Here is a 14,117-nt window from a genome sequence, read left to right as displayed (position 1 = left end):
GATAAGACTGACAAAGTCAGGAACACATATCTACGGCAAGGCGACGTTGACGCGGTTTGAAGAGATTTTCGAAGAGTATTAGTTGTGAATCTGGTGCAGTCGTCCCAGATTATTCTTATTAGTAGGGTCTTGTTTTCTATGTCCCCACGTAGTTAGCAAGACCTTGAGCACTTTAGAAAGAGGAATCTATGTCTACGAAATATATTTTTGTAACTGGTGGTGTGGTATCGTCTATTGGGAAAGGGATTGTGGCAGCGAGTCTGGGCCGTCTCTTGAAAAATCGTGGTCTTAAAGTAACCATTCAAAAATTTGACCCTTATATCAATATTGATCCAGGAACTATGAGTCCTTACCAGCACGGGGAAGTTTTTGTGACAGATGACGGAGCTGAGACAGATTTGGACTTGGGTCACTATGAACGTTTCATCGATATCAATCTCAACAAATATTCCAACGTGACAACTGGTAAAATTTACAGTGAAGTTCTTCGTAAGGAACGTCGTGGAGAATACCTTGGGGCAACTGTTCAGGTTATTCCTCATATCACAGATGCTTTAAAAGAAAAAATCAAGCGTGCCGCTCTAACGACCGACTCTGATGTCATTATCACAGAGGTTGGTGGAACTGTTGGAGATATCGAGTCCTTGCCATTCCTAGAGGCCCTTCGTCAGATGAAGGCGGATGTGGGTGCGGATAATGTTATGTACATCCATACAACCTTGCTTCCTTACCTCAAGGCCGCTGGTGAAATGAAGACCAAACCAACTCAGCACTCTGTAAAAGAATTGCGTGGATTGGGAATCCAACCAAATATGTTGGTGATTCGTACAGAAGAGCCAGCTGGTCAAGGAATTAAAAATAAACTGGCCCAGTTCTGTGATGTGGCACCAGAAGCCGTTATCGAATCGTTGGATGTCGAACATCTTTACCAAATTCCACTGAACTTGCAGGCACAAGGTATGGACCAAATTGTCTGTGACCATTTGAAATTAGACGCACCAGCAGCGGATATGACAGAATGGTCAGCCATGGTGGACAAGGTCATGAACCTCAAGAAACAAGTTAAGATTTCCCTTGTTGGTAAGTATGTGGAGTTGCAAGATGCCTATATCTCAGTGGTCGAAGCCTTGAAACACTCTGGCTATGTCAATGATGTAGAAGTTAAAATCAATTGGGTCAATGCCAATGATGTGACAGCAGAGAATGTAGCAGAACTCTTGTCTGATGCGGACGGGATCATCGTACCAGGTGGTTTTGGTCAACGTGGTACAGAAGGGAAAATCCAAGCCATCCGCTATGCGCGTGAAAATGATGTTCCAATGTTGGGAGTCTGCTTGGGAATGCAGTTGACATGTATCGAATTTGCTCGTCACGTTTTAGGACTCGAAGGTGCCAATTCTGCAGAGCTTGCACCAGAAACAAAATACCCTATCATTGATATCATGCGTGATCAGATTGATGTTGAGGATATGGGGGGAACCCTTCGCTTGGGGCTTTATCCGTCTAAGTTGAAACGTGGCTCTAAGGCAGCAGCTGCTTATCATAATCAAGAAGTGGTGCAACGCCGTCACCGTCACCGTTATGAGTTTAATAATGCCTTCCGTGAGCAGTTTGAGGCAGCAGGTTTTGTCTTTTCAGGAGTTTCTCCAGACAATCGTTTGGTAGAAATCGTGGAAATTCCTGAAAATAAATTCTTTGTAGCTTGTCAGTATCACCCTGAACTGTCAAGCCGTCCAAACCGACCAGAAGAACTCTACACTGCCTTTGTTACTGCAGCGGTTGAGAACAGCAATTAGCAAAATCAGAACCTTTGAGAAAAATCTCAGAGGTTTTTTGCATACGATGATATTGCAGTATATCTGAGGTAGGAGTCCTCTGTATGTACCTGCTACCGTTGAAATCAATAGCGACTCCCTCTTGCCCTGTGCTAGTGAATGGATTTTTCAGTATATTGAAATGAAATAAAATTTGAACAAATTAATTCGGAAAGCCAAATCAATTTCTAGCAAAGTTTTAGGAACTGGATTGTATAGTGAATTGAAATAAGATGTGAACAACTCTATCAGGAAAGTCAAATTAATTTATAGAAATATTTTAGCAGTCAAGATGTACTGTTATAGATTCAATATACTATACTTTTTTAATTTAATCCACTATAATAAAATGAAATAATAACAGGATAAATCGTTCAGGACAGTCAAATCGATTTCTAACAATGTTTTAGAAATAGAGGTGTACTATTCTAGTTTCAATATACTATATATCTGCAGAATACTCTTTCAGTTTCATTCAGCCTAGTCTTGCTTAGGAAAAAGCAAAAAGCCATCCAATTATGATGGATAGCTTCTTGGTTCTTAGATTTGTTCTGCAAAAACCTTTTCAGCAAGGTTCATAGCGTGGTCTGATACACGAGTGTAGTGTGAGATGATGTCTATAAAGTTGACCCCAGCTTGTGTTGAACATTCGCCCTTGTTGAGGCGTTTGATGTGGGTTTTTCTGAGAACACGTTCTATCTTATTGATTGCTTCATGACGTTCTACAAGACTGCGTGCTTTTTCAATATCATTGTTTTCCACACTATCCAGAGCATCTTTGATAAAGTCACTAGTTTGACGATAAACTTCCTCTAATTCTTTCAAGGCGGCATCAGAAAATTCAACATTTTTACGTTGAAGATAGTCAGTCAGATTGAGTAGAGCCTCCGCGTGGTCTCCAATCCGTTCCAAATCACGGGAGGAATCAAGGATATTGGTGAGCACTTCGCTTTCTTTTTGACTGAGAGCTTCGCTTGAAAGGGCAATGAGATAACGTGTTAATTGCTCATCGATGGTGTTAATGGCTTCTTCGGTTTTATGCCCTTTTTCAGCAACTTTTTCATCCAAGTCAATGATATACTTATAGGAAAGGTCAAAGGCTTTGGCAGCGTAGTTTCCTAAATGCAAGAGCTCTTTCTTAGCATTTCCGAGAGCGATAGATGGGGCTTGTTTGATGAAATGCTCATCAAGATATAAGGGTTCATATTTGACAACCTCGTCCTCTCCAGGAATAATCTTGGTTACAAAGTAAGCCAGAGCTCCGATAAATGGAAATTGGACAATGGTATTGGTAATATTAAAGGTTCCGTGAGCAAAGGCGATGGTCATTTCTGGTGCTAGATTTAGCGTAGCTTCAAACCAATGAATCAGGGCTGTAAAAGGAACTAGAAAAATAACGCAGACGACTGTTCCGATAACGTTGAAGGCAACATGAGCTCCTGCTACCCGTTTAGCTGCAATATTAGCACCTAAAGAGGCAATGATGGCTGTAATGGTTGTCCCGATATTGTCACCAAATAGAACTGGCAAAGCTCCTTGCAGGTCAATGAGATTGCTGGCGTAGAGGTTTTGTAAAATCCCGATGGTAGCCGAGGAAGCTTGAATCAGTAAGGTCAAGCCGGTACCGACAAAGACACCCAAAACAGGATTCTTACTTAGCTCAATCATATAGTCCTTAAAGACCTGTAAATCCTTGAGTGGAGCCATTGCACCGCTCATAAGATTGAGGGCAAAAAAGATACCACCGACACCAAAGAGGATGCGTCCGATATTATTGACTGTCCGATTTTTCGTAAAAAAGAGACAGACAGCACCGATAAAGAGCATAGGTAGGGCATAGTCACCTAGTTTAAACCCAATAAGAAAGGATGTGACTGTTGTCCCGATATTAGCCCCCATGACAATTCCGATAGCCTGACGTAAGGTTAGGAGACCGGCACTGACCAGGCCGACTGTGATAACTGTTACACCAGAACTAGACTGAATTAGAGCAGTCATCCCAATACCAACCAGAACTCAAAAGAAAGGATTACTAGTATATTTGTCAATGTAAAAACGAAGGCGATCTCCAGCAGCTTGTTGTAAACCGTCTCCCATGGTCTTGATACTATATAAGAATAGCCCCAGACCACCTAAAAAGTGAAATAAAATTTCCTGCCAATTAATGGACATTTCTTTTTCCTCCGAAAAATAATCGCGGAATATCTCCTATTCTATTTTAAAGGATAAAAGTAAATCTAACAAGTGTTAATGTCAAGTTTGTAAAAGAAAATTATAATTGATAAGTGTATTATTTTTAAGAGTTTTTAACCTTATTTTAGATTTGTGAAAACAGCTATTGTTTTTTGTCAAAAAATGCTTTAGGATAAAAATGTGATTATCTTGGTCCCTGTGATTGGGATAAAAATTTTATAAAGAAAGTTAAGCGCTTTCTTTTGTGCAACAAAATCAATTTTTTAGGAGGAGAAAATGAAGAATTCATTTTTTGAAAGACGTTGTCGTTACAGTATTCGTAAGTTATCAGTAGGAGCCTGCTCGCTGATGATTGGTGCTGTTTTATTTGCTAGTCCAGCCTTGGCTGAAGAAACTGCAGTTCCTGAAAATAGCGGAGCTAATACAGAGCTTGTTTCAGGAGAGAGTGAGCATTCGACCAATGAAGCTGATAAGCAGAATGAAGGGGAACATGCTAGAGAAAACAAGCTAGAAAAGGCAGAAGGAGTAGCGATAGCATCTGAAACTGCTTCGCCAGCAAGCAATGAAGCTGCAACTACTGAAACTGCAGAAGCAGCTAGCGCAGCTAAACCAGAGGAAAAAGCAAGTGAGGTGGTTGCAGAAACACCATCTGCAGAAGCAAAACCTAAGTCTGACAAGGAAACAGAAGCAAAGCCCGAAGCAACTAACCAAGGGGATGAGTCTAAGCCAGCAGCCGAAGCTAATAAGACTGAAAAAGAAGTCCAGCCAGATGTCCCTAAAAATACAGAAAAAACATTAAAACCAAAGGAAATCAAATTTAATTCTTGGGAAGAATTGTTAAAATGGGAACCAGGTGCTCGTGAAGATGATGCTATTAACCGCGGATCTGTTGTCCTCGCTTCACGTCGGACAGGTCATTTAGTCAATGAAAAAGCTAGCAAGGAAGCAAAAGTTCAAGCCTTATCAAACACCAATTCTAAAGCAAAAGACCATGCTTCTGTTGGTGGAGAAGAGTTCAAGGCCTATGCTTTTGACTATTGGCAATATCTAGATTCAATGGTCTTCTGGGAAGGTCTCGTACCAACTCCTGACGTTATTGATGCAGGTCACCGTAACGGGGTTCCTGTATATGGTACACTCTTCTTCAACTGGTCTAATAGTATTGCTGATCAAGAAAAATTCGCTGAAGCTTTGAAGCAAGACGCAGATGGTAGCTTCCCAATTGCCCGTAAATTGGTAGATATGGCCAAGTATTATGGCTATGATGGCTATTTCATTAACCAAGAAACAACTGGGGATTTGGTTGAACCTCTTGGAGAAAAGATGCGCCAGTTTATGCTCTATACCAAGGAGTATGCTGCTAAGGTAAACCATCCAATCAAGTATTCTTGGTACGATGCCATGACTTATAACTATGGACGTTACCACCAAGATGGTTTAGGAGAATACAACTATCAGTTTATGCAAAAAGAGGGGGACAAGGTACCCGCTGATCACTTCTTTGCTAACTTTAACTGGACCAAAGAGAAGAATGATTACTCTGTAGCTATGGCCAAATGGCTAGAGCGTAGCCAGTACGATGTCTTTGCAGGATTGGAATTGCAACAGGGTGGTTCTTATAAGACTAAAGTGAAATGGGATGCCCTTTTAGATGAAAATGGCAAACTTCGCTTGTCACTTGGTCTCTTTGCGCCAGATACTATTACAAGTCTTGGCAAGACAGGCGAAGACTATCATAAGAATGAAAATATCTTCTTCACTGGTTACCAAGGCGATCCAACTGGTCAAAAACCAGATGACAAGGACTGGTACGGGATTGCCAACCTAGTTGCGGACCGCACGCCAGCAGTAGGTCATACTTTTACCACTTCTTTTAATACAGGTCATGGTAGAAAATGGTTCGTAGATGGTAAGGTTTCTAAGGATTCTGAGTGGAATTACCGTTCAGTTTCAGGTGTTCTTCCAACATGGCGCTGGTGGCAAAAATCAACTGGTGATAAGTTGAAAGCAAGCTATGATTTTGAAGATGCTTATAATGGTGGAACTTCTCTTAAATTTGCAGGGGATCTTTCAGGTGCGACCAAGCAAGATGTGAATTTGTACTCTACTCGCTTGAAGGTGACAGATACAACCAAATTGCATGTTGCCCACAAAGGAGGCAAAGGGACCAAGGTTTATGTAGAATTTGCAACCAAGAAAGATTATACCTATGGTGATGAAGCTGCCCGTAAAGAATTGACAGTTTCAGATAACTGGACTACCGATGATTTTGATTTGAGTGCCTTGGCAGGTAAAACAATTTACGGTATTAAACTCTATTTTGAAAATGACAAAGACTTAAAAGGTTATCAATTTAACCTGGGGCAATTGACCATCAGCAATAATCAAGATGCTCCTCAGGCACCAACCACAGTAGCTGTAGCCAAACAAGTCCTTAAAAATGCCCAAGAAGCGGAAGCAGTTGTACAATTTACTGGTCATAAAGATGCTGATTTCTATGAAGTCTATGAAAAGGATGGCGATGCTTGGCGCCTATTGACAGGTTCATCTGCAACTACGATCTACCTACCAAAAGTTAGCCGCTCAGCTAGTGCGACTGGTACTAGTCAGGAGTTGAAGGTTGTTGCAGTTGGTAAGAATGGCCTTCGTTCTGAAGCAGCAACTACAAACTTTGAGTGGGGGATGACTGTCCAAGACACAAGTCTTCCAAGACCTCTAGCAGAAAACATCGTTCCAGGGGCTACTGTTATCGGAAGTACCTTCCCAGATACAGAAGGTGGAGAAGGTATCGAAGGTATGTTGAATGGGACCATCACCAGTCTATCTGACAAATGGTCTTCTTCTCAATTAAGTGGTAGCGTTGATATTCGTTTGACACAACCACGCCGTGTTGTGAGATGGGTCATGGATCATGCTGGAGCTGGTGGAGAATCTGTCAACGATGGTTTGATGAACACCAAAGACTTTGACCTCTATTATAAAGATGCGGATGGTCAATGGAAGTTGGCTAAGGAAGTCCGTGGCAATAAAGCTCATGTTACAGATATTACCCTTGATAAACCTATCACAGCTCAAGATTGGCGCTTAAATGTTGTCACTTCTGACAATGGAACTCCATGGAAGGCTATTCGTATCTATAACTGGAAAATGTATGAAAAGCTTGATACTGAGAGTGTCAATATTCCGATGGCCAAGGCTGCAGCCCGTTCTCTAGGCAATAACAAGGTACAGGTTGGTTTTGCGGATGTACCAGCTGGAGCAACCATTACCGTTTATGACAATCCAAATTCTCAAACTCCGCTTGCAACCTTGAAGAGCGAAGTTGGAGGAGACCTAGCAAGTGCACCATTGGATTTGACAAATCAATCTGGTCTTCTGTACTATCGTACCCAGTTTCCAGGCAAGGAAATTAGTAATGTCCTAGCAGTTTCCGTTCCAAAAGATGACAGAAAAATCAAGTCAGTCAGCCTAGAGACAGGACCTAAGAAAACAAGCTACGCCGAAGGGGAGGATTTGGACCTTAGAGGTGGTGTTCTTCGAGTTCAGTATGAAGGGGGAGCTGAGGACGAACTCATTCGCCTAACTCACGCAGGTGTATCAGTATCAGGATTTGACACGCATCATAAGGGAGAACAAAATCTTACTCTCCAATACTTGGGACAACCAGTAAATGCGAATTTGTCAGTGACTGTTACTAGTCAAGATGAAGCAAGTCCGAAAACTATTTTGAGAATTGAAGTAAGTCAGGAACCGAAAAAAGATTACCTAGTTGGTGATAGCTTAGACTTGTCTGAAGGACGCTTTGCAGTGGCTTATAGCAATGACACCATGGAAGAACATTCCTTTACTGATGAGGGAGTTGAAATTTCTGGTTACGATGCTCAAAAGACTGGTCGTCAAACCTTGACGCTTCGTTACCAAGGTCATAAAGTCAACTTTGATGTTTTGGTATCTCCAAAAGCAGCATTGAACGATGAGTACCTTAAACAAAAATTAGCAGAAGTTGAAGTGGCTAAGAACAAGGTGGTCTATAACTTTGCTTCACCAGAAGTAAAAGAAGCCTTCTTGAAAGCAATTGAAGCGGCTGAACAAGTGTTGAAAGACCATGAAACTAGTACCCAAGATCAGGTTAATGACCGTCTTAATAAATTGACAGAAGCTCATAAAGCTCTGAATGGTCAAGAGAAATTTACGGAAGAAAAGACAGAACTTGATCGCTTAACAGGTGAGGCTCAAGAACTCTTGGCTGCCAAACCAAACCATCCTTCAGGTTCTGCCCTAGCTCCTCTTCTTGAGAAAAACAAGGCCTTGGTTGAAAAAGTAGATTTGAGTCCAGAAGAGCTTGCAACAGCGAAACAGAGTTTGAAAGATCTGGTTGCCTTATTGAAAGAAGACAAGCCAGCAGTCTTTTCTGATAGTAAAACAGGTGTTGAAGTGCACTTCTCAAATAAAGAGAAGACTGTCATCAAGGGCTTGAAAGTAGAGCGTGTTCAAGCAAGTGCTGAAGAGAAGAAATACTTTGCTGGAGAAGATGCTCATGTCTTTGAAATAGAAGGTCTAGATGAAAAAGGTCAAGACGTTGATCTTTCTTACGCTTCTATTGTGAAAATTCCAATTGAAAAAGATAAGAAAGTGAAGAGAGTATTCTTCTTACCTGGAGGCAAAGAGGCAGTGGAATTGGCTTTTGAACAAACGGATAGTCATGTTATCTTTACAGCACCACACTTTACTCATTATGCCTTTGTTTATGAATCTGCTGAGAAACCACGAGTAGAATCTAATGGTGCAAATGACCTTGTTACTATCTCAACTAAACCAGAACAACAAAACATAGTCCTTCCAAAAACTACTAATCAACCGGCTTCTGATCAACAAAAGGCTCCTAAATTGGAAGTTCAAGAGGAAAAGGTTGCCTTTGACCGTCAAGAGCATGAAAATGCTGATATACTAGTTGGGGAACAACGAGTCATCATACAGGGACGAGATGGTCTGTTGAGACATGTCTTTGAAGTTGATGAAAACGGTCAGCGTCGTCTTCGTTCAACAGAAGTCATCCAAGAGGCGATTCCAGAAATTGTTGAAATTGGAACAAAAGTAAAAACAGAACCAGCAGTAGCGCCTACACAAGAAAAACCAGCCCAAAATACAGCAGTTAAATCAGAAGAAGCAGGCAAACAATTGCCAAATACAGGAACTGCTGATGCCAATGAAGCCCTAATAGCAGGATTGGCAAGCCTTGGTCTTGCTAGTTTAGCATTGACATTGAAACAGAAAAAAGAAGATGAAGATTAAATATCGAAAAATCTTGTGAAATCTTTCCTTATATTTCCAAAGTGTGATATAATAGTTTCGAATAAAATAAATAAAGGGGTTTTTGTAACATGGCAAAACTTACTGTTAAAGACGTTGACTTGAAAGGTAAAAAAGTCCTCGTTCGTGTTGACTTCAACGTACCATTGAAAGATGGCGTAATCACTAACGACAACCGTATCACAGCAGCTCTTCCAACTATTAAGTACATCATCGAACAAGGTGGACGTGCAATTCTTTTCTCTCACCTTGGACGTGTGAAAGAAGAAGCTGATAAAGCTGGTAAATCACTTGCTCCTGTAGCAGCTGACTTGGCAGCAAAATTGGGTCAAGATGTTGTGTTCCCAGGTGCAACTCGTGGTGCTGAATTGGAAGCAGCGATCAACGCTCTTGAAGATGGACAAGTTCTCTTGGTTGAAAACACTCGTTACGAAGATGTTGACGGCAAGAAAGAATCTAAAAACGATCCTGAACTTGGTAAATACTGGGCATCACTTGGAGATGGTATCTTCGTAAACGATGCATTCGGTACAGCTCACCGTGCACACGCATCTAACGTTGGTATCTCAGCAAACGTTGAAAAAGCAGTTGCTGGATTCCTTCTTGAAAACGAAATTGCCTACATCCAAGAAGCAGTTGAAACTCCAGAACGTCCATTCGTAGCAATCCTTGGTGGTTCAAAAGTTTCAGACAAGATTGGTGTTATCGAAAACTTGCTTGAAAAAGCTGATAAAGTCCTTATCGGTGGTGGTATGACTTATACATTCTATAAAGCACAAGGTATCGAAATCGGGAACTCACTTGTAGAAGAAGACAAATTGGATGTTGCGAAAGCTCTTCTTGAAAAAGCAAACGGTAAATTGATCTTGCCAGTTGACTCAAAAGAAGCAAACGCATTTGCTGGTTACACTGAAGTGCGTGACACTGAAGGTGAAGCAGTTTCTGAAGGCTTCCTTGGTCTTGACATCGGTCCAAAATCTATCGCTAAATTTGACGAAGCTTTGACTGGTGCCAAAACAGTTGTATGGAACGGACCTATGGGTGTATTTGAAAACCCAGACTTCCAAGCTGGTACAATCGGTGTGATGGACGCTATCGTGAAACAACCAGGTGTTAAATCAATCATCGGTGGTGGTGACTCAGCTGCCGCAGCAATCAACCTTGGACGTGCAGACAAGTTCTCATGGATCTCTACTGGTGGTGGAGCATCAATGGAACTTCTCGAAGGTAAAGTATTGCCAGGTTTGGCTGCACTTACAGAAAAATAATTTCAGCCCGTTAGTCTCTACAAAATCCTGATTTTGTAGAAAAGGAAGAAAACTGAAACGTTAACAAAAAGGTGGCTATGTCACCTTTTTGTGTTAGTGTAGGTATTTGTGACGCGGTGGTGGGGCATCAATGGAGCTTCTTGAAGGTAATACTCTTCGAAAATCTCTTCAAACCACGTCAACGTCGCCTTGCCGTATATATGTTACTGACTTCGTCAGTTCTATCTACAACCTCAAAGCAGTGCTTTGAGCAACCTGCTGCTAGTTTCCTAGTTTGCTCTTTGATTTTCATTGAGTATAAAGTTCTTCCAGGACTTGCAGCCTTGACAGAAAAATAAGATTTTATAAACAAATCAAAGAAGAGAGGGATGAGAGTTCCTCTTTTCTTTTGCTTAAAATAAAAGCGCTTCCTCGCAACTATTACTCATAAAAATCACCGATTTATGATAAAATGGAAATAGAAAGTTGAGATTATGAGTTATTTTAAAAAATATAAATTCGATAAATCCCAGTTCAAACTTGGTATGCGAACCTTTAAAACAGGAATTGCTGTTTTTCTAGTTCTCTTGATTTTTGGCTTTTTTGGTTGGAAAGGTCTTCAAATCGGTGCTTTGACAGCTGTTTTTAGCCTGAGGGAGAGTTTTGATAAGAGTGTTCATTTTGGGACTTCGCGTATTCTAGGGAATAGTATCGGAGGCCTCTATGCTTTTGTCTTCTTCTTATTAAATACCTTTTTCCACGAAGCCTTTTGGGTGACCTTGGTAGTTGTTCCAATCTGCACCATGTTAACCATTATGACAAATGTAGCCATGAATAACAAAGCAGGGGTTATTGGTGGTGTAGCGGCTATGTTAATCATTACCCTATCGATTCCGAGCGGGGAAACAATTTTGTACGTTTTTGCGCGTGTATCAGAAACGTTCATGGGAGTTTTTGTCGCAATTCTAGTAAATTACGATATTGATCGCATTCGGCTCTTTTTAGAGAAAAAAGAAAAATAATGTTACATTTTATAACATTATCAATTGACGTTTGTCTTTTTTTAGACTATAATAGACAGAAAGAAGGAAATTGTAAATGAAGGAAAAAGAATTTCGCCGAAATATGGCTGTTTTTCCTATCGGCAGTGTTATGAAGTTGACCGATCTATCGGCGCGTCAGATTCGTTATTATGAAGATCAAGAGTTGATCAAACCTGATCGAAACGAAGGGAACCGTCGCATGTATTCCTTGAATGACATGGATCGTCTGCTTGAAATCAAAGATTATATCTCTGAAGGTTATAATATCGCTGCCATTAAGAAAAAATATGCTGAACGTGAAGCGAAATCCAAGAAAGCGGTGAGTCAGACTGAGGTGCGCCGTGCACTTCACAATGAACTCCTCCAACAGGGTCGCTTTGCTTCGGTGCAATCACCTTTTGGTCGCGGTTAAGCAACCGCAAGTAGTCATACATTAAGGAGAAAACTCATGCCAATCACAGCTGCAGATATTCGTCGTGAAGTCAAGGAAAAAAATGTTACCTTTATTCGTCTCATGTTCTCAGATATTTTGGGAACCATGAAAAACGTCGAAATTCCTGCTACAGATGAACAGTTAGATAAAGTCTTGTCAAACAAGGCTATGTTTGATGGATCTTCTATTGAAGGTTTTGTACGTATCAATGAGTCAGATATGTACTTGTACCCTGACTTGGATACATGGACAGTCTTCCCTTGGGGAGATGAAAATGGAAGTGTTGCAGGTTTGATCTGTGATGTCTATACAACAGAAGGTGAACCATTTGCGGGGGACCCTCGTGGCAATTTGAAACGTGCTCTTCGTCACATGGAAGAAGTTGGATTTAAATCCTTCAACCTTGGACCAGAGCCAGAATTTTTCCTATTTAAACTCGATGAAAATGGGGACCCAACACTTGAAGTGAATGACAAGGGTGGCTACTTTGATTTGGCGCCTACTGACCTTGCGGACAACACACGTCGTGAGATTGTGAATGTCTTGACCCAAATGGGATTTGAAGTAGAAGCCAGTCACCACGAGGTTGCGGTTGGACAGCATGAGATTGACTTTAAGTATGATGAAGTTCTCCGTGCTTGTGATAAGATTCAAATCTTTAAACTTGTTGTTAAAACCATTGCTCGCAAACATGGCCTTTACGCAACCTTTATGGCCAAACCAAAATTTGGTATTGCTGGATCAGGTATGCACTGTAATATGTCCTTGTTTGATGCAGAAGGAAATAATGCCTTCTTTGATCCAAATGATCCAAAAGGAATGCAGTTGTCAGAAACGGCCTACCATTTCCTTGGCGGTTTGATCAAGCATGCCTACAACTATACTGCTATCATGAACCCAACGGTTAACTCATACAAACGTTTGGTTCCAGGTTATGAAGCCCCTGTTTACATTGCTTGGGCTGGTCGTAACCGTTCGCCACTTGTACGCGTGCCTGCTTCACGTGGTATGGGAACTCGTCTTGAGTTGCGTTCAGTTGATCCAATGGCAAACCCATATATCGCTATGACAGTTCTTTTGGAAGTTGGTTTGCATGGTATTGAAAATAAAATCGAAGCACCAGCTCCTATCGAAGAAAATATCTACATCATGACAGCAGAAGAGCGTAAGGAAGCTGGTATTACAGACCTTCCATCAACTCTTCACAATGCTTTGAAAGCTTTGACAGAGGATGAGGTTGTCAGAGCGGCTCTCGGAGAACATATCTATACTAGTTTCCTTGAAGCCAAACGAATCGAATGGGCAAGTTATGCAACCTTCGTTTCACAATGGGAAATTGATAATTATTTAGACCTTTACTAATAGAGACGAAAGATTGCCTGCAGGCAAACAGTCATACAGCAGTCTAAGCCATCAAATACTTAGAACCCTTAAAATAGCGATTTCGATCGCTATTTATTTTTCGAAAAATCCTCTTGACTCTTTTGCGAATTAGATTTATCATCAGACGTGTAGAAGAAAATCAAGGAGTCATTATGGAAAAATTCAATTTCAAAAACAATATCGGGCAAGAAAACACATTGCTTCAAATCGAAATCTACAAGTTTACTAATTTACTAACTTTTGCAAGCTTCAAAAATACACATCTGTAAATATTTTTTCGAAAGATATATTTGAAGCCATAGTAAATTGAGACTAGAATAGTACACTACATCTGCTAAAAAATTTCTAGAAATTAATTTAACTTTCCTAATCGATTGGTTTACATCTTATTTCAATCTACTATATTATCTCAATAAATGATGATGGAGACTGTTTTGTTTATGCTTGTCGATTTTTGAATCCTGATCGAGCGGAAGAATATTTCTACCGAGGTTGCCAAGGGGAAAATCCTGAAGATATTGAATTTTATGATGAACAATTACAGGCAGAAAAGGTGGAAGTTTTAAGTATTCGATTGGAAGTAAAAAAGTGAATTATCTACAATCTCATCAACAATAAACCTATTTCAACCCCATTATCTATAGGCGTATTTTTACGCCTTTTTATATACTTGAAGCACATAAGAAACATTATG

At 40.6% G+C, this 14,117-nt stretch carries 8 protein-coding genes and 2 pseudogenes; 8 read left to right on the top strand and 2 right to left on the bottom strand.

Annotated features, from left to right (window positions below; all coding sequences use genetic code 11):
* Window positions 1-188: 188 nt before the first annotated feature.
* On the top strand, window positions 189-1,796 hold the full coding sequence (locus HT693_RS07455) for a CTP synthase (RefSeq protein ID WP_000105243.1): 1,608 nt from the start codon (window positions 189-191) through the stop codon (window positions 1,794-1,796).
* 558 nt (window positions 1,797-2,354) lie between these two features.
* Here the strand turns inward: HT693_RS07455 and HT693_RS07450 are convergent.
* Window positions 2,355-3,986, bottom strand: a pseudogene (locus tag HT693_RS07450) (Na/Pi cotransporter family protein).
* Between the two features lie 297 nt (window positions 3,987-4,283).
* Between HT693_RS07450 and HT693_RS07445 the strand changes: the two are divergent.
* From HT693_RS07445 to glnA, 6 genes are all read left to right on the top strand, one after another.
* Window positions 4,284-9,299, top strand: a complete 5,016-nt coding sequence (locus HT693_RS07445) for a bacterial Ig-like domain-containing protein (protein ID WP_078929778.1) — start codon at window positions 4,284-4,286, stop codon at window positions 9,297-9,299.
* Window positions 9,300-9,388: 89 nt separating this feature from the next.
* Window positions 9,389-10,585 carry a phosphoglycerate kinase gene (locus HT693_RS07440; protein ID WP_138705107.1) on the top strand — a complete coding sequence of 399 codons (1,197 nt, stop codon included), beginning with the start codon at window positions 9,389-9,391 and terminating at the stop codon, window positions 10,583-10,585.
* Between the two features lie 77 nt (window positions 10,586-10,662).
* Window positions 10,663-10,923 (top strand): hypothetical protein, encoded by a 261-nt coding sequence (locus tag HT693_RS07435; protein WP_172925089.1) that lies wholly within the window; start codon window positions 10,663-10,665, stop codon window positions 10,921-10,923.
* Between the two features lie 135 nt (window positions 10,924-11,058).
* Window positions 11,059-11,586 carry an aromatic acid exporter family protein gene (locus HT693_RS07430; protein ID WP_000119913.1) on the top strand — a complete coding sequence of 176 codons (528 nt, stop codon included), beginning with the start codon at window positions 11,059-11,061 and terminating at the stop codon, window positions 11,584-11,586.
* A gap of 76 nt (window positions 11,587-11,662) precedes the next feature.
* On the top strand, window positions 11,663-12,019 hold the full coding sequence (gene glnR / locus HT693_RS07425) for a transcriptional repressor GlnR (RefSeq protein ID WP_000659547.1): 357 nt from the start codon (window positions 11,663-11,665) through the stop codon (window positions 12,017-12,019).
* Window positions 12,020-12,055: 36 nt separating this feature from the next.
* Window positions 12,056-13,402: a type I glutamate--ammonia ligase gene (gene glnA / locus HT693_RS07420; RefSeq protein WP_050261078.1), complete on the top strand. Its 1,347-nt coding sequence runs from the start codon at window positions 12,056-12,058 to the stop codon at window positions 13,400-13,402.
* A gap of 89 nt (window positions 13,403-13,491) precedes the next feature.
* Here the strand turns inward: glnA and HT693_RS07415 are convergent, their stop codons facing one another.
* Window positions 13,492-13,611 (bottom strand): glutamine synthetase, encoded by a 120-nt coding sequence (locus HT693_RS07415; protein ID WP_100104682.1) that lies wholly within the window; start codon window positions 13,609-13,611, stop codon window positions 13,492-13,494.
* Between HT693_RS07415 and HT693_RS12080 the strand changes: the two are divergent.
* Window positions 13,576-13,733, top strand: a pseudogene (locus HT693_RS12080) (cell envelope). The gene HT693_RS07415 and the pseudogene HT693_RS12080 overlap by 36 nt on opposite strands.
* Window positions 13,734-14,117: the final 384 nt, after the last annotated feature.

Source organism: Streptococcus sp. 2154, assembly GCF_013277255.1.
Taxonomy (GTDB): Bacteria; Bacillota; Bacilli; order Lactobacillales; family Streptococcaceae; genus Streptococcus; species Streptococcus pseudopneumoniae.
Note: the sequence above shows the minus strand (reverse complement) of the source record. Positions and strands in the feature narration are given on the sequence as shown.